The organism is Spirosoma validum (assembly GCF_014699035.1).
GTDB classification, from domain to species: Bacteria; Bacteroidota; Bacteroidia; order Cytophagales; family Spirosomataceae; genus Spirosoma; species Spirosoma validum.
Genome location: NZ_JACXAA010000001.1, coordinates 999,196 through 1,021,060, shown reverse-complemented (window position 1 = coordinate 1,021,060; position 21,865 = coordinate 999,196). Strand labels below are relative to the sequence as shown.

Genomic DNA, 21,865 nt, shown 5'->3' with positions numbered 1-21,865 from the left:
CGCGATCATTTAGTTATTGATAGTAACTAGAAAATGTATTTATTCTCGGCAATCATAGCATCGGCAATCTGACGACGAGCGTCTTTGAGATTCATTGGTTCAATTTTCGTGAACCGCTTCATACCCATCAGCATGCCGCGTAATTCATCACCTTCAGCAAACGACGTAACAGCCGCCCGACCGGCGTTATTCACTTTCTCGACAGCTTCATGCAGATAAACTAACGCCATTTGTTTCTGTAACGTAACGGCATCTTCACCTTTGAGGCCAATCAGCTTTTCGACACGTAGCAGCACCGATTCGGCAGCATAGATTTCAATAGCCATGTCGGCTACGTTCATCAGAATCTCCTGCTCGTTCGATAGCGTCATCATGAACTTCTGAACAGCGGCACCGGACACCATTAAAGCCGCTTTCTTCAGATTTTTCAGGACTTTTTTCTCGGCGATGAATATCCCTTCCTCCTCGTCCGTATTAAAATCAGGAATCGACATAATCTCTTTAGCAACGGCCATGGCTGGAGTCATCAGATCGAGTTCTCCTTTCATCGCGCGCTTCAGCATCATGTCGACGATCAGCATCCGGTTGATTTCGTTCGTGCCTTCGAAAATCCGGTTGATACGGGCATCACGGTACGCACGGTCCATCGGCGCATCGGCCGAATACCCCATGCCGCCATACACCTGAACACCTTCATCGACAACGTAATCCAGCACTTCTGAACCATGCACTTTCATGATGGCGCACTCAATAGCAAATTGCTCCAGCGCCTTCAGTTTGGCCGCGCTATCCTCGGTACCGTTTGCCTTGAGGTCTTCAATCAGATCATCAATGTTCTGACCGGCACGATACGAAGCCGTTTCGGAAGCATACACTTTCAACGCCATTTCAGCCAGTTTGTGCTTAATAGCACCAAATTGGGAAATGGGCGTTTTAAATTGCTTGCGCTCGTTGGCATATCGTACCGCGTTATTGATGACTTCTTTTGATCCACCAACTGCTGCAATACCTAGTTTGATACGTCCAATATTCAGGATATTTACCGCAATCTTAAACCCATTACCCCGTTCTGACAGCAGATTCTCAACGGGTACATGCACATCATTAAAGAAAATCTGACGCGTATCAGACCCTTTAATGCCCATTTTGTGCTCCGGCTCATTCATCGTAATGCCCTCATAGCCCTTCTCAACAATAAAAGCCGAGAGGTTTTTGTCAGTTTTACCGTCTTCGTCAATTTTGGCGAAAACGATATAGACATCAGCAAAGCCGCCGTTTGTGATCCACATTTTCTGTCCATTCAGGACGTAATGTTTACCATCTTCGGTCAGAACAGCCTTTGTTTTGCCAGAATTGGCGTCAGAGCCTGAATCGGGCTCAGTTAAGCAGTAAGCGGCTTTCCATTCGCCACTAGCCAGATTAGGCAGGTATTTCGCTTTTTGTTCTTCGTTGCCGTAATAGACAATGGGCAACGTACCGATACCCGTGTGCGCCGACAACGCTACCGAGAAGGAGTGCCCTGCACCGGTTACTTCGGCAACCAGCATCGATGTATTGAAATTCGTCCCAAAACCGCCGTACTGCTCGGGAACCGACGTACCTAATATACCTAATTCGCCCGCTTTGTCCATCAATGATGAAATTAGCTCAGGCGATTTCGCATTATCAATTTCATTTAAGCGCGGCCATATTTCACGCTCCAAAAACTCACGACAGGTTGCCGCAATCATTTGTTGCTCTTCTGTAAATTCTTCAGGGATAAAAACCTGTGCCGCTTCGGTTTCTTTGATCAGAAATTCGCCACCCTTAATAGAGGCTTTAGGCTCTGTTGCAATCATCTTTAGGGAAGTTTGTTATGCTTGCATACTAATTCGTTAACAAATAAAGCCATTTTAAAAATAGTATGCAAGCATACTAATAATATTTTAACAAGAAGAATTCGTTTATAAAAAACGACGACCGCTTAGCTCATATCTAGCAGGCTAAGCGGTCGTAGAGTACATATTGGTTGAACTTTTTGGGTCAATTCAGTCGCTCAAAAATACCCGCAACGCCCTGACCACCACCCACGCAGGCCGAAACCATGCCGTATTTCTGATCACGACGACGCATTTCATTCAGCAACTGAACCGAAAGTCGTGCGCCCGTTGAACCGAGCGCGTGCCCAAGCGCAATGGCCCCACCGTTTGGATTGATTTTACTACGGTCAAGACCCAGTTCCTGAATAACAGCCAGTGACTGAGCGGCAAAAGCTTCGTTTAGTTCGATCAGGTCAATATCATCTTGCTTTAAGCTAGCTTTTTTGAGGGCAATGGGAATAGCGGCCACTGGACCAATACCCATGATTTTGGGCTCAACACCAGCTGTAGCGTATGAAACCATTCGGGCAATGGGCTGTAAATTCAATTCGTTTACCAACCGTTCCGACATAACAATTACAAACGCGGCTCCGTCCGATGTTTGCGATGAATTACCCGCTGTTACGGATCCCCCCGCAGCAAATACAGGTTTCAACTTGGCTAAACCGTCAGCGCTGGTGTCTTTGCGTGGCCCTTCGTCCTGGGCGACCGTCCACTCACGGGTTTTCTTTTTATTACTGTCTGAGTCGAAGTACGTTTCGCTGACCTTAATTGGAACGATCTCATCGGTGAACTTACCGTCTTTCTGCGCGGCCAATGCTTTCTGGTGCGATTCAAAAGCGAATTCGTCCTGGGCGTCGCGACTGATCTTAAATTGTTGAGCGACTTGCTCGGCAGTAAGACCCATACCGATGTAATAATCGGGATGAGATTTTGCGATTTCGTAATTAAGGGCTGTTTTCCAGCCCATTACGGGCACTAATGACATTGACTCTGTACCACCGGCAATTATACAATCCGCCAATCCAGAGTGGATTTTAGCTGAAGCAATGGCGATCGCTTCCAATCCAGAGCCACAATAGCGGTTGATTGTCATACCCGGTACGCTTTTCGGTAATGACAGCAGGGCAATGTAACGAGCAATTTGCATGCCCTGTTCAGCCTCTGGAACAGCATTACCAACAATCAGATCCTCTACCTGAGCCGGATCAAGATTAGGAACCTGGCTCAATAAATGCTTGATAACTTCAGCCGCCATGTCATCGGGGCGGGTAAAACGAAGACCTCCACGCGGAGCCTTGCCCACAGCGGTACGGTATCCGGCTACAATGTATGCATCCATAATGGCTATGTTAATTACTGATTTAGCAAAAAACTTACCGTAATAACTCGTTTTCGATACGAATAATTACAATGTTCAGAATTATTATGCAAGCATACTATTTTTCCTGGAAACGACAATATCGCTTTAGGGATTTAGCTGACGCTTGAAAAAATTCAGCGCTTCGAGATAGACATTGATGTCATTTGGATAATCGTGATGGCCGCCGATAACTTTCAATAACGTAACCTCGGGTTTCCCTTTCTCTTTGTAGGTGTAGCGCTCAATTGTTTTTTTATCACTAGGGTCAGTATCGGGTAAAGCTTCTTTTGCAGGCTGGCCTTTGTAACCTGCTAACTCAGCCCAGTACCGGAACGTACGTTCCGTCGAACGTACCAGACCCATACTGATGTTCCCTGTTTTGACTTCGCCACCTTCATATGGATTTGTTGTATCATCGGTTCCATTGACAATAAGTACAGGGACTGCAACTTGCTTCTCGGCACAGTCCATATTATTCGTATCCGGCAAACTGGCAATGAGCGCTGTAATAGCTCGTAGCTTTTCGGGCATTGTTAATGCTAGCTTGTAAGCCATGTGACCTCCTCCCGACGTACCGACCGCAAAAACCTGGTTTGTGTTGATCAGGTATTTCCTGTCGAAATAGTTGATCATGTCTTCGAAAAAGGCGTTCTCATTAACGTTCTCCAGATTCGCGGGTGAATTGGCTGTTTTCCGGCATTCGTTCCAGTATCGCTTGTATCCATCTGGATAAACCAGCAGCAGGTTTTCTGAGTCTATTTTTTCCTCCAGTTTGCTAGCGCCTTTCCGAACGCCTATACCATCTCCCCCTGACCCGTGCAGAACAAATATCAACGTAGCGTTGGGCTTGGGCGATTTGACAAAATGAAAGATTCGATAATGGCCTTCGACTAAAACGGAATCGGTCAATAACTGATTTTGCGCTGAAGCCAGCTTCGCACTAAGTAGACATAAACAGAGCACAAGTTGTGTTGTACAACGCATGGGAAGGGTTGGTTAAGAGTCGTGAAATTTTATTGAAAAAAAGCCGCTCATTGAGCGGCTTCAAAAATAATCAGGAAAATCTCATAAATTCAGATTAGAAATGGCGGTCACCAGCCTCGCGCTTGCCAAGCATAACGGCACCCACCATCGCCACCAGAAATAATACCGATGCCAATTCGAAAGGCAGGATGTAATCGTTATAAAGCAACTGCCCTAAGTTTTCGACTAAGCCCGTTTTGGCATCAAATGTTTGGCTACTTACTGTCGGCACCTGTGCGCTTTTAGCCCGAAAAATCGTGATAAGCATAACCATCAATATCCCGCCCACGACGACCGATGCCATTTTGGTCAGATTAGTCTTCGATTCTTCGTCCTCTTTCCGAAGATTCAGGAACATGATCGTGAATAGGAACAAAACCATAATAGCCCCAGCGTAGACAATAATATTAACAGCCGCCAAGAACTGAGCATTTAGCAGAATATAGTGGCCAGACAGACAAAAGAATGTAGCAATCAGGGCTAAGACGCTGTAAATCGGGTTTCTCGCTGTTACAACACCAATAGCACTAAATAACGTAATGACCGTCAATGCCAGAAACAAATATCCGGTAGGGGTCAGGCTTTTAAGGAAAGTAAGTGTCTCACTCATAGTTTAATGGTCATTAACTAGTCATTGTTGCTATTAGGTTGTCATTTACAGAAAGTCCATAAATGACAACCCAAGGTTCCGAATGACATTTTACTACGTAGCGGCCCGAGTCAAACTAGGTTCTGTGGGCGTTGTTTTGACTTCAGAATTATTGGAGCGAATGTACCGATCATCCATTTGTTCAACAAGCCGATCTTTTCCGTAGATTACTTCGTCGCGTTCCAGAAAAACAGGGACCATACGATCATGACGCAGGTAAACGGCCTGCTTGGGACAAGCTTCCTCACACAGTCCGCAGAAAATGCAACGTAGCATGTTAATCTCATACACAGCCGCGTACTTCTCTTCGCGATACAGGTTTTCTTCCCCTTTCTTACGCTCAGCAGCTACCATCGAAATAGCTTCCGCTGGGCAGGCCACAGCGCACAACCCACAGGCAGTACAACGCTCACGACCTTGTTCATCGCGCTTCAGAATATGATGGCCGCGATAAATTGGTCCCAGATAGCGTTTTACTTCTGGATATTGTATCGTCGGCTTCTTCCGAAAGAAGTGGCTAATTGTAATCGCTAGCCCACTAATAACGGCGGGTAAATACATCTTCTCCGCCAGCGTCATTTCCTTATTGCTGACTTGTTTGGAGCGGTTCGTTAATTGCATAGGATTCGTTTGGAATTTGTCGTTTAAGAGCTAAAATCTATTATTCATTTAACTCTTAACCTTCAAACACGATTTATGACTGTTGCGGAATAACCTCCCGCTTAGGAGCACGGCTTGTTGACATTACGGCTAATACAATCATAACGATAGCGATCAACCAGCTTGAGTATTTGAAATTATACAACAAGCCAGCTCCTGTTATCACTACGTTAAGTATAGCCAGCGGAATAAATGTTTTCCAACCCAAATTCATCAGTTGGTCATAACGGAAGCGAGGCAGCGTCCACCGAACCCACATGAAAAAGAAAATGAAGAAGAAAATCTTACCGAAGAAAACGACCAGACTAATGATTGTCCCTATGTTGTGACCCGTCACAGCTCCTAAGGAATTTTCCAGCGCTCCATTAACTACACTCATGAATGGATAGTGAAAACCACCAAAGTACAGCGCTGAGATAAATGCCGACGAAACAAACATGTTGATGTATTCAGCGAATAAATAAAAGCCCAATTTCATCGAGCTATATTCGGTGTGATACCCACCAACCAGTTCCGTTTCACACTCAGGTAAGTCGAATGGTGTACGGTTACACTCGGCAAAAGCGCAGGTCAGAAAAATGACGAAACCTAGTGGTTGCGTGAAAACGTTCCATTCGAAAAAAGTAGCCTGCTCATTGATGATAGCACGTAACGAAAGAGAACCTGTCATCATCAGAATGGCAATCAATGACAGGCCTAGTGCAATTTCATAACTGATATTCTGCGATGCAGCCCGAATAGCTCCCAGCAAAGAAAATTTGTTATTCGAAGCCCAGCCACCAACCATGATGCCATAAACGCCCAGCGACACTACGCCAAAGATGTACAGAACACCAATGTTAATTTCGATGGCCTGAATAGGAACCTCGTAATTAACTTTATTCCAGGCAAACCGTATCGTATCGCTAAATGGAATGACAGCACTCGACATCAGAGCAGTTAGCATGGCTAAGCAAGGACCGAGAATAAAGAGCCATTTGCTAGCCTGTGACGGAATAAAGTCCTCTTTGAAGAACATTTTGCCAGCATCCGCAATCGGTTGAAGCAACCCCCAGGGACCCGCCCGGTTCGGACCGATACGGTCTTGCAGAAAAGCGGCCACCTTCCGTTCTGCGTACGTTGAATAGGCCGCAATGCCAAGTGTTACGGCGAAAATCACAAGGATGATTATCCCTTTGGCGGTTAATATGGTTAAGTCCATTTTTAGTGTGATTTCGGGTTCTTAAACCCGGCACTATTTAATAAGTAAAGGGTCGGGTCTAAGAATCCGACACCACGTTAAACTTCTCAAGGCTCGGGCTCCATAGCCGACGGCAGCACTTTGGCAAAACGTTCCGGCGGCAACTGTTGTATGTCTAGTTGCGACGTATCACGCTCATCATGAATGGGTTTGTATTCTGCAGCCGCTAACCGTTGACCAAAGCTTGGCTTGATCGTATCCGCGCGATATTTGTTGGCTGAAATCACGGAACTCCGAGAAACTTTCGTTGGTCCTTCAATCGTCCAGTCACTAGTTTTCTTTTTATCGAAGCGGCAGGTGTTGCAGATAAACTCTTCAACCTCATTCCACTCGTTCTTTCGAGCCGTAACCCGAATTACGTCTTCTCCCCGATACCAGAGCGTAACTTTTCCTGAACAGGTTGGGCAATCGCGGTGCGCATCAACCGGCTTGGTAAACCAAACCCGGTTTTTGAAGCGATACGTTTTATCCGTTAATGCTCCTACTGGGCATACATCAATTACGTTACCAGAGAAATCGTTATCAATTGCTTTCTCGATATACGTACCGATTTCAGATGCATCACCACGTCCTAATACACCGTGAACACGTTTATTGGTGATCTGATCGGCTGTAAACACACAACGGTAGCACAGAATGCAACGAGTCATGTGTAGCTGAATATAGGGGCCAATGTCCTGTTTTTCGAATGTCCGCCGGTCTTCTTCGTAGCGAGTTGTCACTTTGCCGTGGTCGAAGGCGAAGTTCTGAAGATCACATTCGCCAGCCTGATCACAAACGGGGCAGTCAAGCGGGTGATTCAGTAACAGGAATTCAACGATACCGTTCCGGGCATCAATTACTTGAGGATTGGTTTCGTTCTCTACAACCATACCATCCTGCACAGCCGTCAGGCACGATGCCACCAATTTAGGCATTGGACGAGGATCTTTAGCTGATCCAGCGGCCACTCGGACTAAGCAGGCACGACATTTACCACCGCTACCTTTCAGAGGCTGGTAGTAACACATAGCCGGTGGTGCTACAGCAGGTCCAATCTTACGAGCGGCTTGCAAAATAGTTGTACCTGGCTCCACTTCAACCTCAATTCCGTCAATCGTGACCTTTACTAATTGCGGCTTTACGTCTTCCATATCATTAATGCGGCTGGAAAGCCGCGCAATTTCATTATTGGATCACGGCTTTCCAGCCGCGTTACGTTATACTAATGCCATTTCGCCCTTGTACACAGCGCCCGGCTGAGTTGCTTCGGAAGGATGGTCAATGTGCCATTGGAACTCATCGCGGAAATGTCGAATAGCACTCGCGACAGGCCATGCGGCCGCGTCGCCTAATGGGCAAATGGTATTTCCTTCAATTTTTTTCGATACGTCGACCAATAAATCAATATCCTGCTGATGCCCATGGCCGTATTCGATACGGTGTAATACCTTTTCCATCCAGCCAGTTCCTTCGCGGCAGGGGCTACATTGTCCGCAGGATTCGTGATGATAGAATCGCGAGAAATTCCACGTGTTACGTACTATACAAGACGTTTCATCAAAGACAATGAAACCACCCGAACCTAGCATCGTACCCGTCGCAAACCCGCCGTCCGACAACGATTCATAAGACATCAAGCGCTTTTCACCATTAGCCAGAGTCAGGGCCAGATTCGCGGGTAAAATGGGGACGGATGAACCGCCAGCGACAAGCGCCTTAAATTTATGACCTGTCCGGATACCTCCGCACCACTCATCGGCATAAATGAAGTCTTCGACAGGAACACCGAGCTCAATTTCATAAACTCCAGGTTTGTTAATATGACCCGAAGCCGAAATGAGTTTTGTACCGGTGCTACGTCCAATACCCACAGCCGCATACGCATCACCACCGTTATTAACGATCCATGCCGTGGTGGCAATCGATTCAACGTTATTGACAACAGTGGGGGATTGATAAAGACCTTTTACAGCTGGAAATGGCGGTTTATTACGTGGATTGCCTCGCTTTCCTTCCAGCGATTCAAGCAAAGCGGTTTCTTCACCACAGATGTAAGCTCCTCCACCGGGTTGAACTACCAATTCCAGATCATAACCGCTGCCCAAGATATTTTTTCCAAGAAAACCTTTTGCTTTAGCTTCGGCAATGGCTTTTTCGAGGATATGAATTACATACATCAGTTCACCTCGTACGTAGATGAACGACTTGTTGGCGCCCAGTGCAAAAGACGAAATAATCATTCCCTCAATCAGTAGATGAGGAATGTTTTTCATCAGGTAGTGATCCTTGAACGTACCAGGCTCCGATTCATCAGCATTGCAGACCAGATAACGGGGAACACCTTCGGGTTTAGCTAGAAAGCTCCATTTCATCCCCATTGGGAAACCTGCTCCGCCCCGGCCCCGAACACCGGCTTTTTTTACTTCTTCAACAATGGCATCGGGCGTCATCGTCTTTATGGCTTTTTCAACAGCCGTATAACCACCCTGTTTCCGATAAACATCGAAACTTTCGATGCCCGGAACGTTAATATGCTCAGTTAATATCTTGATAGCCATTGTACGTTATTTCGATAACTCGTCAATGATTTCGTCTACACGCTCGTTTGTCAAGTGCATATAGTACTTTTCCCGAACCTGAAACACAGGCCCCATACCACAGGCAGCAAGGCACTCAACTTCTTTTAACGTAAACTGACCATCTACAGTCGTTTGGCCTGTTTCAATACCTAATCGCTGCTTCAGGTGTGAATAAACTTCTTCGCCACCCATTAAACAGCAAGGACCCGTGCGGCAATATTCGATAACGTGTTTGCCAACCGGATTGATATGATACATCGTGTAGAACGTAGCGACTTCGTACACTTCAATCGGTTGGATATCAAGCATACGTGCTACGTAGTCCATCCCTTCAGGACTAGTCCACCCCTCCTGCTCCTGCAAGAGATGGAGTAGGGGCAATAAAGCTGATTTCTGCTTGCCTTCAGGGTAGCGGGCTATAATTTCATTTGCCTTTTCTAAACGATCAGGTGTAAACTCTACAGCGGAATTGTTTGTCTCAGTTGTCATAGGTTTTACGCATCCAGCTCACCAGCAATTACGTTCATGCTACTCATAATCACAATAGCATCAGAAAGTGTCAGGCCTTTGCACATTTCTGGGTAAGCCTGATAATAAATAAAACAGGGCCGTCGGAAATGGAGTCGATAGGGAGCACGACCGCCATCGCTAATGAGATAGAAGCCTAACTCACCATTACCTCCTTCCACGGCATGATATACTTCACCAACAGGTGCGTCGATCTCACCCATCACAATTTTGAAGTGGTAAATAAGCGCTTCCATATTCTTATAGACCTCCTGTTTCGGAGGCAAATAATACTGTGGCGCATCGGCGTAGTGAGGTCCCTCGGGTAGATTATCGATGGCTTGTTGAAGGATACGCAGACTTTGCCACATCTCTTCATTCCGAACCATAAAGCGGTCATACGTATCGCCACTTTGGCCAACAGGAATATCGAACTCGAAGTCTTCGTACGATGAATAAGGGTTCATAACCCGTACATCGTAATCGACGCCTGCAGCTCGTAGGTTTGGTCCCGTGAAACCGTAGCTCAACGCTCGTTCAGCTGAAATACCACCAACACCGATCACACGATCCATGAAGATCCGGTTGCGGTTGAAGAGGTTTTCAAACTCACGTAGTACTTTAGGAAAGCGTACGAGCAATTCTTTGATCTTACGAATAGCTGTTGGAGAAAGATCACGTTCCATGCCGCCAATACGTCCCATATTGGTCGTCAATCGGGCTCCACAGACTTCTTCGTAGATTTCATAGATGTTTTCGCGCTCCTGGTATATGTACAGAAAACCGGTGAAAGCACCTGTATCTACACCCAGAATACCATTACAGATTAGATGATCAGCCAGCCGGGCCAGTTCCATCATAATAACCCGAATGTACTGCGCTCGTTTAGGAATCTCAATACCCAACAACTTCTCGACCGTCATGTGCCAGCCCATATTATTAATGGGCGACGAACAATAGTTCATCCGGTCAGTAAGCGTTGTAATCTGGTAGAACGGCCGACGCTCGGCGATTTTTTCGAATGCCCGGTGAATGTAGCCGATCGTTTGCTCACCCGATACGATCTTCTCACCGTCCATTTGCAGAACGTTCTGGAAAATACCGTGTGTTGCAGGGTGAGTTGGGCCAAGGTTAAGCGTCGTTAATTCGTTGACGTACTGCACCGGTCCTTGTTCGGCTGGCAGATTTTTATTAGTTATGTCGAGTTCTTCAGAAACCATACTAGTTAGTGGCTGAGTGACTGAGCAAATGGGTAACTGATAGCTTTGCTGCTGCTAACTTACTCATTCGCTTGGCCACTAATTATTTATCGTCCAAACAAGGCGTCAATTTTATCTTCCCGAGTCCCATCTTCAAGTGGATACTCTTTTCGCATCGGATAATAATCCATTTCTTCCATGTTAAGAATCCGGCGCAAATCAGGATGACCGTCGAAAATAATACCGAACAAATCAAATGTTTCGCGTTCCATCCAATTTGCGCTGGCAAAAAGAGGAGTCATTGTCGGAATGTGGACATCATCGGCCGTTAAGTATACTTTGATACGTAATCGGAAATTGTTTGTTAGACTGTGTAAGTGATATACCACACAGAACTCTTTGCCGACCGAATCAGGATAATGTATGGCCGTAATATCCGTAAGAAAACCAACTTGTAACGTCGGATGGGATTTCAGGAATGTAATTAGCGGAATAATCTGCTCGCGGGTAGTTGAAAACGTCAGCAGGTTATACGGATCATCGAAGTCGGTAACGGCTTCGCCAAATTGGTTGATAATTGTCTGCGCAACTTCTTCGTTGATCAGCATTGGCAATGAGTGAATGAGTGAGTTACGAATGAGTGGATGAGATAGAGAGTTGTCACTTGAGACATTAGCTATGCATCCGCTCGTTCATTACTTATTGAATACTATACGAATTCAGTAATTTCTGATACTCTTCTGTATTACGGCGACGTAACGATTCGTTCCTGGCCAATTCCTGCACCTGCATAACACCGTCCAGGATCTGTTCAGGGCGTGGTGGGCAACCAGGAACATAGACATCAACCGGAATAATACGATCAATTCCCTGCAGTACGCTGTAGGTGTCAAAAATACCACCACTTGAAGCGCAGGCCCCTATAGCAATAACCCAGCGAGGCTCGGCCATTTGCAGGTAAACTTGCTTCAAGATTGGCCCCATTTTTTTTGCGATGGTCCCCGCTACCAGCAACATATCGGCCTGACGTGGTGAAAAGCTGGGACGCTCTGAACCAAATCGAGCTAAGTCGTATGTTGAAGCCATTGTTGACATGAACTCAATACCACAGCAGGACGTAGCGAATGGTAATGGCCAGAGCGAGTTCGCCCGAGCGAGTCCAATTATTTTATCAAAGGAAGTAGCCGAAAAGCCTGGTCCGTCGTAACTAGCAGGAGCTTCAGCCAGCTTAATATCAGTTGCCATAAAACGTTGTGATTGCTTACTCTAACAACGAATAAACCTGCTCTAAAATTCACATTTAGAGGCTTATTCCCATTTCAAAACGCCTTTTCGAATAATGTAATAAAAGCCGGCTAAGAGTAATCCCATAAACAGAACCATCTCAATAAAACCAGTCATACCCAACCCCTTGAAATTAACGGCCCAGGGGTATAAAAAGATCACCTCTACGTCGAAAAGCACAAACAGGATAGCAATCAGGAAATACTTGATAGAAATCGGCGTACGGGCATCCCCTTGAACCGGAATGCCACACTCAAAAGGATCATCCTTCTTCTGACTGTTACGTTTTGGCCCAATCGAGTGGGTAACCAGCATTGTTGTTACAATAAATCCCAGTGCTAAACCGAGTTGAATAAGCACCGGCAGGTAATCAGCCGGGACGTAAGTTGCGTTCATAGATTAGGTTGAGAATATAAACACAAAGGTAGCGATAAAACCAATAGAACTGTGATAGTCCATCGTTACCGCAATACATCAAATATACACTCAAAAATGTAATGTTGAAGTTCTGTTCCCTTTAACGACAGAAGCCTCTCCGGGTGGAAAGGCTTCTGATATGATTAATAAATTAAACGTTAACGGTTTATAATAACGCGCCGGGAAATATCAAAACCTGCAGATCGTACTCGGATCAGATAGACGCCTTGTGCTAACCCGGTAAGATTAAGCGCTTTACGTTCGTTAAACGAGGCAACCTGGGTAGAGAAAAGTAACTGACCACTAAGTGAAAATACATCTACATCGGCATTTTGCAGATTCTCAATCGTTTCAATTGTAACTCTACCGTCTGCCGAAGGATTAGGGTAAATACTTAGTCCGCCATTCGACTGATCAAATGTAAATAGTTTCGGTGAGCTATAATCGGAATAGCAAGACAGGTTAGAGCCATTGGATAAGCTGAAAGTAGTTTTCGCTCGCGCTGAGTAGTTAGCCGATACAGCCACTTTCACAACAGCACTATTCTGTGGAATCACTTCACCCCCTCGCTGCCAGTCGAATAAATCTGGTTGACCGCCAGTTGGGGTTGGTAGAACCGCCTGCAACGTATAAGCCCCAATCTGTTCAATTGTTGGCGTTGCGACTTTTGGCCGTACGGTCAAATTGATAGAAGGTGATTGTGCGGATTTACAGCCATATACATTTTGCGCCTGCAAGGAATAGTCTCCTGCTTTAGTTGCTGTGAAAGTACGCCCCGTAGTAACTGCCGTACCACTACTCCAAAGGCCTATACTATTCGATGCTACGTTAGCGAGCAATGATAGGGTGGAATCTGTACAGATTTGTTGTAGCCTATCTGCAACCTTGCTTGGATCGCGAGCTAAAGAGACAGTTGGTGTTACCGGCTGAATTGGACTTTGTACATCAATAGCAGGGGAAAGAAAAGTATTTCCTACTCTGTCTTTTATCGTAGCTCTGTATACCCCTGCCTGAGTAACTGAAATATTTTGCGTAGCCTGTCCAGAATTCCAGGCATAGGATCTGTAAGCAGCTGGAAGGCTAACGTTTAAACTATTATTTGTAGCAGAACACGTAACAGTTACTGTAGGAGGAGGCAATGGCGCTAAGGGCCGTGAACTGGCAAAAAAAACAGCGTTTAAGCTTTCATACCATGCCTGACCTAAATCGTTTAAGCCTTTATCGCCAGGATTATTGGTCGGTCTATTACCAAAATGGACGTCGTCGAAACGTGGAATTTGGATATTATCGGTAAAAGGACCAGCAAAAACGTTGTTATTATAGGTATTGATTACGTCATTTTGGGCTTGAATAATATTTTCATTGACTTTCCCCAAATTAAAGGACGATCTTGCCAACACCCAGGCAGGGTAACGATCCGTATCAGCGCGCGTTTTGTTCACTATAAATTGCATAGCATCGCCATATTCTTTCCGAGTAGAATTCAATGGCGTATTATCCGTTTCACCCTGTTGCCACAATACGGCACGTAATCCTTGCAGTGAACAATAATAATGCAGTGCAATTACTAAGTTAGCATAAGGCATCCCTGCGGGAAAGTTTTCGTTGGCAGTGCCTATAGCAAATATGTTTTTGGTAATCTGACCGGTAGAACTCTCTGCCCAGTTTTTTATAGTGGTGCCCGCCCAAGCTGTGTTTATGAACAAAACTGGTACGTTGAATTGTTTTACGAGCAGGTCACCCAATACACCCCAGCACCACGCACTTTGGCCACGAGGTCCAATTAAAGAATTCGCACTAAGCTGTTGGAAGGTGGGTGCTGGCGGGTCATTAAGTGAATTTGCTGTACTATTGTCGTACGTGACGCTATTAACTCGATCATCTGCAGCTCCTACTGCTCCATAGTTTAGGAAACCCTGTGCATTCGATTGACCTGTAATAATAAAAACTTCACCAATCCCAATTTTACGGACGACATCGCTTCCGATCACTCTACCACCCGAGAAGTTTTGTACTTCTAACCGATACCATCCTCCTCTGGCTGTTATTGAGCCTTGAAAGAGACCTCCCTGCGGATTTCGCTGAATCGTAATCCAATCGGTATTAAATCCCTGACCATTTTCTTCTACCTGCACTCGAGCCTGAACACTATCAGTAGGCTGATATAAACTGCCTGATAAATAAATTATGCTGGTATTATTATTTTCGCGTTGAAAAATTGCTCTACTGGCTGGATATGTAATTTTAACTACTTGCGTAGTCTGAGCTATTACTTGCGAACTGATAATTATCAGACCGAATATAAATAGACGCAGTAAAAGATAATAGTTTCTCATTTTTATTGATCAATAATCTACACCCGGTCTTCTAACAGTTAAGACGAAAATCGCCCTAAATAAGTGATTAGAATAGATCTAATCGTAGTCATTCAGACGGCTAATATATGATTAGACTTTCCCGGTAAAGTGCAATATTAAAGCTATTTTTTTAGATTAAACGGTATATACAGAATTAATATTACAATCCTAGTATAATTCGCTTTGAAACATTGAAGCTGGCAGCCTGAACACGTAGTATATAAGGACCGGAAGGCAGCCCTGTCAAAACGAACTGTTTTCGTTCATCAAATAGGGGAACAGTTGTTGCGAAAACCTGCTGACCATATAAAGTAAAAAGCGTTACGGTTGCATTCGCCAAATTTTCCAGTGTTTCCAGGATAATAACCTTATTAGGGTTAGGATTAGGATAAATGCTGAGCCCTCTATTGCTTAAATCTACAGTAAATGAAATTGGTGTAGAGGGGCGAGAAAAGCAAGTTAATATTGGCGAATAGACAGTAGATGAGCGGGCAGTGTAGAGACCAGACTGATTGGCTTTTATGATCGATGATTGAAAGGCCAAAGAATCAGTCCCTCGATACCAGCGGAATTGGTTTCCGTTTGCAGAACTGACTGCTTCAAGCGTATATGTACCGATAATATTTATTGTTGGCGGGGCGGGCAAAGGCCTTAATTCAACAGTTGTGCTACCGGCCTGGGCGGAAATACAGCCATTCACATCCCGGACTTTAGCTGAATATATACCAGCAGCACCTGTAACAATACGCTGTGTCGAATCACCAGTACTCCAAAATACAGTATATGGGCCTTCAACACGTAATGTAACTTTATCTTCTTCGCAAATAATACGGTCTGGATTAGCAAGAATGGTTGGAGTAGGCGGCAGTGGATTAACCCTAACAGTTATGACGGTTGAGTAAGGTGACAAACAGCCGATCTGGTCGCGGGCCTGTACTGCATAATTTCCAGATGAGGTAACTACAATTGATTTGGCATTTTGTCCACTAGACCAGATTACATCAAGTGGACTGGCCGCCGTTAGCGTAACGCGGTTGCCATCACAAAATGTTGTGGCTCCCCCCGCTGAAATAGAAGGAGATGCTGGCAATGGATTAACCTTAATTGTAGTTATATCTGATTGTACAGAAGAACAACCGAACTGATTACGGGTAACAACGGCAAAGTTGCCCGATTCATTTATGGTAATACTTTGTGTCGTTTGACCACTCGTCCATTGGTAAGCTACGTTCTGGGGAGCTGTAAGCGTAATGTTTCGATCTGCGCAGAACGTAGTTGGACCGTTGGTTGCAATCACAGGCTTAACCGGAACTGGATTTGCAGTTACGCTAATTGTATTCGACTGTGCTGACGTACAGCCGAACTGATCAGTTACCGTTAGAAAATAAGAGCCTGAATTACTGATAGTAACTGATTTGCCCTGTTGACCATCGCTCCAATTATAGCGGGTGATATCAGTACTGGTACGTAGAACCGTATTATCTCCTTGACAGAATGTGGTAGGCTTGTCATTACTGATAGCAGGGGTGCTGGGTAACGGTTTGATCGTAGCGTTAATAACATTTGATGTGAAGTCGCAACCACTTACATCACGATAGCGAACGTAAAAATTCCCTTCAACACTTGTTGAAAACGTTGGTCCATTGCCTACTACCGCATTCGTCTGCTGATTAACCCATGTTACATTTGCATCGAAATTCGCAACTAGGCTTAAACTATTGCCCGCACAGACGAACGGAAGTCCATTGTTAGCTACCGTAGCTGTTACGTTTGGAACACTTACTTGTGCTGAGAAAAAGGTATTACCTAAATTATCTTTAATCTTTGCCCGGTATATACCTCCACTTTTAGTGATTGTATTTCCCATCTCTCCTGAACTCCATTGAACGTTCGAATAATTTCCGTTAACGCTAATCCGTAAACTGTTATTACCTGCGCAGGCAACCGAAAGAGTAGGTGTGGGAGCCGGACTAACGGGATTTGAATTTTGAAAGAAAGAATCATTTAAGCTATTATTCCAAGCATTGGCTACTTCTAACAGGCCATCATAATCAAAGTGTATGGCATCGACATCGAATAAAGGAGGGCGCTTTCTTGGTACCTGAATACCGTCCGTATTAGGTCCCGCAAATACGTTCCCGGTAGAGTTAATTACAATATCCTGCGCGGCTATAATCGCCGGATCTACTCCACCAATATTGTCACCGTAAGTAGCTCTGGATACCACCCATGACATATTTCTGTTATAATCCTGTCGGGTCTGATTTATAACAAATTGTAAATCACTGACGTATTGACTAGTGGAAGTATTAAGTAAATTGTCTGCCTCTCCCTGATGCCATAAAACAGCGCGAACTCCTAATACATTGGCGTAAAATTGAAGCGCAAGTTTAAGATTGATGTAGGGTTGCCGGGGTGGATAAGGTTGACCATTATAGACACTATATGCCGTACCACCTTCTGGGGCACTTTGACGCCAGTTTTGAACAGGAGTACCACTAAAGGCACCATTGAAAAACATAACGGGAACATTCAGACGCTTAACCAAAAGATCGCCTAATTGTCCCCAACACCAACTGCCTGTGCCTCTTGGTGAAATTGTAAAACCCGGTGAATTGTCAAGTTGGGTAAAAACAGGCGTTGGTGGATCATTTGGATAGCCATCTCCGGGATATTGATAGTTTACGCAGTTAACTCGATCATTAGACGGGTTGGGCGCAGATTGATGAACACCCTGGGCATTCGACTGGCCAGCTATGATAAACACTTCGCCAATACCAACTCGTTCAGTTGTGGCGACGTTACCAACCTGTTGATTACCATTCATTCCTCGTACTTCAAGATTGTACCAACCAGCCTGGCTTGTTAAATCTCCGGCATATACACCGCCAGTGACATTATCCTGAATAGTACGCCAATCGATTGATGCGCCTTGTCCGTCACGTGCCTGTAATCGGGCTTCTATTCGTGTAACTGTGGATGTGTAATAACCCGTAATACGAATCGTTGCCTGATTCGCTTTATCCCGTTGGAAAACTGCTCGGGAAGTGGGAAAAGATACTTGAACTTGGGATAATGCAATAAAAGGAAATAACAATAACAGTACTGTTTTAAAAGCCCTGTAAAAATGGTTCATAGTAGTTAAAACGTGACCGGTGAGTACTTTAATAGTATATTCTACTAGCTATATATACGATTAAACTGGTGCTGTAGTCGTTAAGCTTTGCCAAATAATATCTTTTAGTTCATCTAACCCCTGTTGACTAACCGAAGAAATAAAAGCAACAGGTACTTTCTTAGGTAAACTTTTCTTAAGTTGAGTTAGTGCTGTATTATCAACAAGATCAGTTTTAGTAATTGCTAGTAAGCGAGTTTTATCCATCAATTCTGGATTAAACTCGCGTAGCTCATTTAACAACGTATTGTATTCCTGACGAATATCTTCGGTAGTTGCTGGAATCATGAATAGAAGTACCGAATTGCGCTCTATATGTCGTAGAAAGCGTAATCCTAGCCCTTTACCCTGCGATGCTCCTTCGATTATACCAGGAATATCGGCCATAACGAATGATTTATAATCTCTATACGCTACGACCCCTAAATTAGGTACAAGGGTTGTAAACGGATAATCAGCAATTTCTGGACGGGCTGCTGACAACACAGACAATAATGTAGATTTTCCTGCATTGGGGAAACCGACTAAACCTACATCAGCCAGAAGTTTTAACTCTAACACAACCCATTCTTCCAGGCCAGCCTCCCCGGTTTGGGCGTAATAAGGTGCCTGTTGGGTTGATGATTTAAAATGATCGTTGCCCAAACCGCCCCGACCACCAGCAAAGAGAATAATCTCTTGACCATCTTCGGTTATTTCAGCTAATTTTTTACTCGAATCAGGCTCTCGGGCAATAGTACCGAGTGGTACTTCCAGGATAACGTCTTCTCCTTGCGCACCACTTCGTCTGCCTCCTTCACCTGCTGTACCGTTTTCAGCCTTAATATGTTTGCGGTATTTTAAATGTAGAAGTGTCCAGAGCTGAGAATTTCCCCGTAGAATAATATGACCACCTCGACCGCCATCACCACCGTCAGGACCTCCTTTTGGAGTATGTTTCTCCCGTCGAAAATGAACTGATCCAGCTCCACCAGCGCCTGACCGGCAATTTATTTTTACGTAATCAATAAAATTAGATGAAGCCATAATTAGTCTCTATTCCTACCTCACATTACCTACTCTCTTCAATTTTTTGGCAGATTGTCTGGAAGATATCATCAATCTCACCAATGCCGTCTATCGCTGCGAATTTCCCTTGTTGACCATAATAATCAGCTACGGGCATAGTTTCCTTATTGTATACACTCACGCGTCGACGGGCAGTAGCCTCGTCCCGATCGTCTGGACGACCGGATGTTTCCCCTCTTTTTAGCAGCCGACGAATTAATTCTTCATCGTTTACGACCAAAGCAACCATTATCGTAATGGGAGCTTTATACAGACTTAGTAACTGATCAAGCGCTTCTGCTTGTAAAACAGTACGTGGAAATCCATCAAAAATGAAACCCTGAGCAGCCTGGTTCTCCCGTAATTTATTATCGATCATACCAATGACAACTTCGTCCGGAACGAGTAATCCTTGGTCCATCAACTGTTTGGCCCGTAAACCTAGTTCTGTACCGGCTGCAATCTGCGATCTTAACAAATCGCCGGTTGACAAATGAACTAGATTGTATTTACGAATAAGTTTCTCGCTTTGGGTACCTTTTCCGGCTCCTGGAGGGCCAAACAGTACAAGGTTAAGCATACGGTTTTAGTAGTAATCTTGTTTAATCAAAAATTGCGCCCGCAAAGTTAAGATACCTCTGGAAAATAATAGCGTTGGTAGTCACGTGTTTTATTATCTGGAAACAAAAAGAAAAGCGCAGACATCATGACTGCGCTTTTCTTTTACTCAATTTGACAGACCGTTACCTACTGGCTACTTTCTTTTTTGCCGGAGCCTTAGGAGCTGGTTTTGCAGTTGGTTTCGTCGATGCAGGTGGTGCTTTAGGCCCTTCTAGTGCCTTTTTAACACTTTCATCGTTAGGATCTAGCTCCAATACCTTATTAAAATATTCTTTAGCTTTAGCATCATCTTTCTTCAGAAGACTAAATCCCGCCAATGCTTTATAAGAAGTGATAAGGTACCTTTTATAATCCGTTTTATCTGCTGAATCTGGAGACATAGCCTGCTCAATGAATTTTTCATAGAGTGGTGTCGCTAATTCAGCACCCTTTTCTTTTTCGTTCGGATATGCATAATAATTAGCACCTGCCCGGTAATAGTAAGCTAGTGGGTATTTTTTGCCATCTGCTTCTATTTTTTGCGACATCAGGGCGAAAGCTGAATCGGCTCTTAAATAATACTGTTGTTTTACCTGCGGAATCTGAGCAGTATCTATAGGGGCAGCTGTACTGTCACGACCAACACGGGGAGCATACTGATAATTGGCAAGACCTAACCACAAAAAATCGTTGTTTTGTGGCTTTTTGTCGTTAGCAATAGTCTTAGCGTAATACGTAGCTGCCTTATCGTACTTTTTCGTCTTATAGTATTTCTCGCCGATCTCACGATAAAGGTTCTCTGTTGTATCTAATGGAGCTGCTTTCTCTAAATTAACAACGCTAAGTGAGTCACCTTCAGGGGTTCCTAATTGCCCTTGAGCACGACCCAAGTATTTGTAATCATCATAGATTACTTTTTGGGGAGCCGTCGAGATAAACCGATTAAGAGATTCAACAGATTCATTATTTTTACCCAAAGCGCTGTAAGCCCAGCCATACATACGATCAATAATTGGATTATTGATTTTGCCTTTCAGCTGGTCCAGATAGGAAATAGCGCCCTGGTAATCTTCAGCTAAAAACTTGTAACGGGCTACATCAAGCAACAACTCAGGATCAGTAGTGCCGCTCTTTTGAATGTATAATTCATAGTTTTGTGCTGCACTCTTATAAGCTCGTGAGTTAGCTAGAGCATCTGCATATCCCCGATAAGTAGGCGCAAATTCAGCATCCGTTTGAATCGCCTGCTTAAAATAATCTTGTGCCTTCTGGTAGTTCTTACCACGCAGGTACAGCCGACCTATTTTATAATTAGCCTCGGCTAGTTTCGGATTAATAGCTAATGCATTTTCGTACTTTGTAATGGCATTACCACCATCATTTTTCAGAAAATAAGCATCTCCCATTAGCATCTCGATCTCTGCATTCTCATTTTTCTTGTCTTTTTCGTCAGCAGTAGCTAACAAAGCGAGAGCGGCAGCTGGATCGTTCTGTTTTGGCTTGTCAGAAAGCGTATACATCTCTGCGCCCCTAATTAGCACATCTTGGTTTTTGCTTTTTGTTTGCCCAACTGCATTATCAATTAAAGATTTAGCTGTAGCACCATCCCCCTTTGCTAAGGCAACACCACCAAGGCCAACATTATTTAACTGATTTTTAGCGTCAGCAGCAGCGCCTTTTTCAAATGTTGCTTTTGCTTTGTCCAACTGCCCACTTCTAAGATAATAATAGCCAAGATAAAATTGATTATCGGCTGTTGGCGAACTAGTGGCCAGTTGAGTTAAGGCCTTCTCTGCCTTTGGATATCGTTCAGCCTCTATATCACTTAAAGCTGTTGGAAGATCCTGTGCCATTAGAGGAGCGGTTATAGTCGTTCCAATAAGCAGGAGAGTCATCAACGATTGCTTTTGATTGTTCATCATGT

At 44.5% G+C, this 21,865-nt stretch carries 18 protein-coding genes; all 18 read right to left on the bottom strand.

Features of this window, described 5'->3' with window-relative positions:
- Positions 1–26: 26 nt before the first annotated feature.
- The 18 genes from IC230_RS04050 to IC230_RS03965 all read right to left on the bottom strand — a co-directional run bounded on the left by IC230_RS04050 (position 27) and on the right by IC230_RS03965 (position 21,863).
- A complete protein-coding gene (locus tag IC230_RS04050) occupies positions 27–1,838 on the bottom strand; it encodes an acyl-CoA dehydrogenase family protein (RefSeq protein WP_191037669.1) in 1,812 nt (603 codons plus the stop codon).
- Between the two features lie 184 nt (positions 1,839–2,022).
- Positions 2,023–3,201, bottom strand: coding sequence for an acetyl-CoA C-acyltransferase (locus IC230_RS04045; RefSeq protein WP_191037668.1), 1,179 nt, complete (start codon positions 3,199–3,201; stop codon positions 2,023–2,025).
- A 126-nt stretch (positions 3,202–3,327) separates the two neighbouring features.
- Entirely contained in the window at positions 3,328–4,206 is an 879-nt protein-coding gene (locus IC230_RS04040; RefSeq protein ID WP_191037667.1) for an alpha/beta hydrolase family esterase, read from the bottom strand.
- A 94-nt stretch (positions 4,207–4,300) separates the two neighbouring features.
- Positions 4,301–4,855, bottom strand: coding sequence for an NADH-quinone oxidoreductase subunit J family protein (locus tag IC230_RS04035; RefSeq protein ID WP_191037666.1), 555 nt, complete (start codon positions 4,853–4,855; stop codon positions 4,301–4,303).
- Between the two features lie 93 nt (positions 4,856–4,948).
- Complete coding sequence (locus tag IC230_RS04030; protein ID WP_191037665.1) at positions 4,949–5,515, bottom strand: NuoI/complex I 23 kDa subunit family protein; 567 nt, start codon at positions 5,513–5,515, stop codon at positions 4,949–4,951.
- Between the two features lie 73 nt (positions 5,516–5,588).
- On the bottom strand, positions 5,589–6,755 hold the full coding sequence (nuoH, locus tag IC230_RS04025) for an NADH-quinone oxidoreductase subunit NuoH (RefSeq protein ID WP_191037664.1): 1,167 nt from the start codon (positions 6,753–6,755) through the stop codon (positions 5,589–5,591).
- Between the two features lie 86 nt (positions 6,756–6,841).
- On the bottom strand, positions 6,842–7,927 hold the full coding sequence (locus IC230_RS04020; protein WP_191037663.1) for a 2Fe-2S iron-sulfur cluster-binding protein: 1,086 nt from the start codon (positions 7,925–7,927) through the stop codon (positions 6,842–6,844).
- 66 nt (positions 7,928–7,993) lie between these two features.
- A complete protein-coding gene (gene nuoF / locus IC230_RS04015; RefSeq protein WP_191037662.1) occupies positions 7,994–9,334 on the bottom strand; it encodes an NADH-quinone oxidoreductase subunit NuoF in 1,341 nt (446 codons plus the stop codon).
- A 6-nt stretch (positions 9,335–9,340) separates the two neighbouring features.
- On the bottom strand, positions 9,341–9,844 hold the full coding sequence (nuoE, locus tag IC230_RS04010; protein WP_191037661.1) for an NADH-quinone oxidoreductase subunit NuoE: 504 nt from the start codon (positions 9,842–9,844) through the stop codon (positions 9,341–9,343).
- Positions 9,845–9,849: 5 nt separating this feature from the next.
- Positions 9,850–11,082, bottom strand: a complete 1,233-nt coding sequence (gene nuoD, locus IC230_RS04005; protein WP_191037660.1) for an NADH dehydrogenase (quinone) subunit D — start codon at positions 11,080–11,082, stop codon at positions 9,850–9,852.
- An 86-nt stretch (positions 11,083–11,168) separates the two neighbouring features.
- The gene (locus tag IC230_RS04000) at positions 11,169–11,669 is read right to left on the bottom strand and encodes an NADH-quinone oxidoreductase subunit C (protein WP_191037659.1); all 501 of its coding nucleotides are present in this window, start codon (positions 11,667–11,669) and stop codon (positions 11,169–11,171) included.
- Positions 11,670–11,760: 91 nt separating this feature from the next.
- Positions 11,761–12,306 (bottom strand): NADH-quinone oxidoreductase subunit B, encoded by a 546-nt coding sequence (locus IC230_RS03995; protein ID WP_191037658.1) that lies wholly within the window; start codon positions 12,304–12,306, stop codon positions 11,761–11,763.
- Positions 12,307–12,369: 63 nt separating this feature from the next.
- Positions 12,370–12,741, bottom strand: coding sequence for an NADH-quinone oxidoreductase subunit A (locus IC230_RS03990; RefSeq protein ID WP_191037657.1), 372 nt, complete (start codon positions 12,739–12,741; stop codon positions 12,370–12,372).
- Between the two features lie 179 nt (positions 12,742–12,920).
- On the bottom strand, positions 12,921–15,098 hold the full coding sequence (locus IC230_RS03985; RefSeq protein WP_191037656.1) for a T9SS type A sorting domain-containing protein: 2,178 nt from the start codon (positions 15,096–15,098) through the stop codon (positions 12,921–12,923).
- Between the two features lie 181 nt (positions 15,099–15,279).
- On the bottom strand, positions 15,280–18,255 hold the full coding sequence (locus IC230_RS03980) for a sialate O-acetylesterase (RefSeq protein WP_191037655.1): 2,976 nt from the start codon (positions 18,253–18,255) through the stop codon (positions 15,280–15,282).
- Between the two features lie 60 nt (positions 18,256–18,315).
- Complete coding sequence (gene obgE / locus IC230_RS03975) at positions 18,316–19,320, bottom strand: GTPase ObgE (RefSeq protein ID WP_191037654.1); 1,005 nt, start codon at positions 19,318–19,320, stop codon at positions 18,316–18,318.
- A gap of 25 nt (positions 19,321–19,345) precedes the next feature.
- On the bottom strand, positions 19,346–19,921 hold the full coding sequence (locus IC230_RS03970) for an adenylate kinase (protein WP_191037653.1): 576 nt from the start codon (positions 19,919–19,921) through the stop codon (positions 19,346–19,348).
- A 163-nt stretch (positions 19,922–20,084) separates the two neighbouring features.
- Positions 20,085–21,863, bottom strand: a complete 1,779-nt coding sequence (locus IC230_RS03965) for a tetratricopeptide repeat protein (protein ID WP_191037652.1) — start codon at positions 21,861–21,863, stop codon at positions 20,085–20,087.
- Positions 21,864–21,865 lie beyond the last annotated feature (2 nt).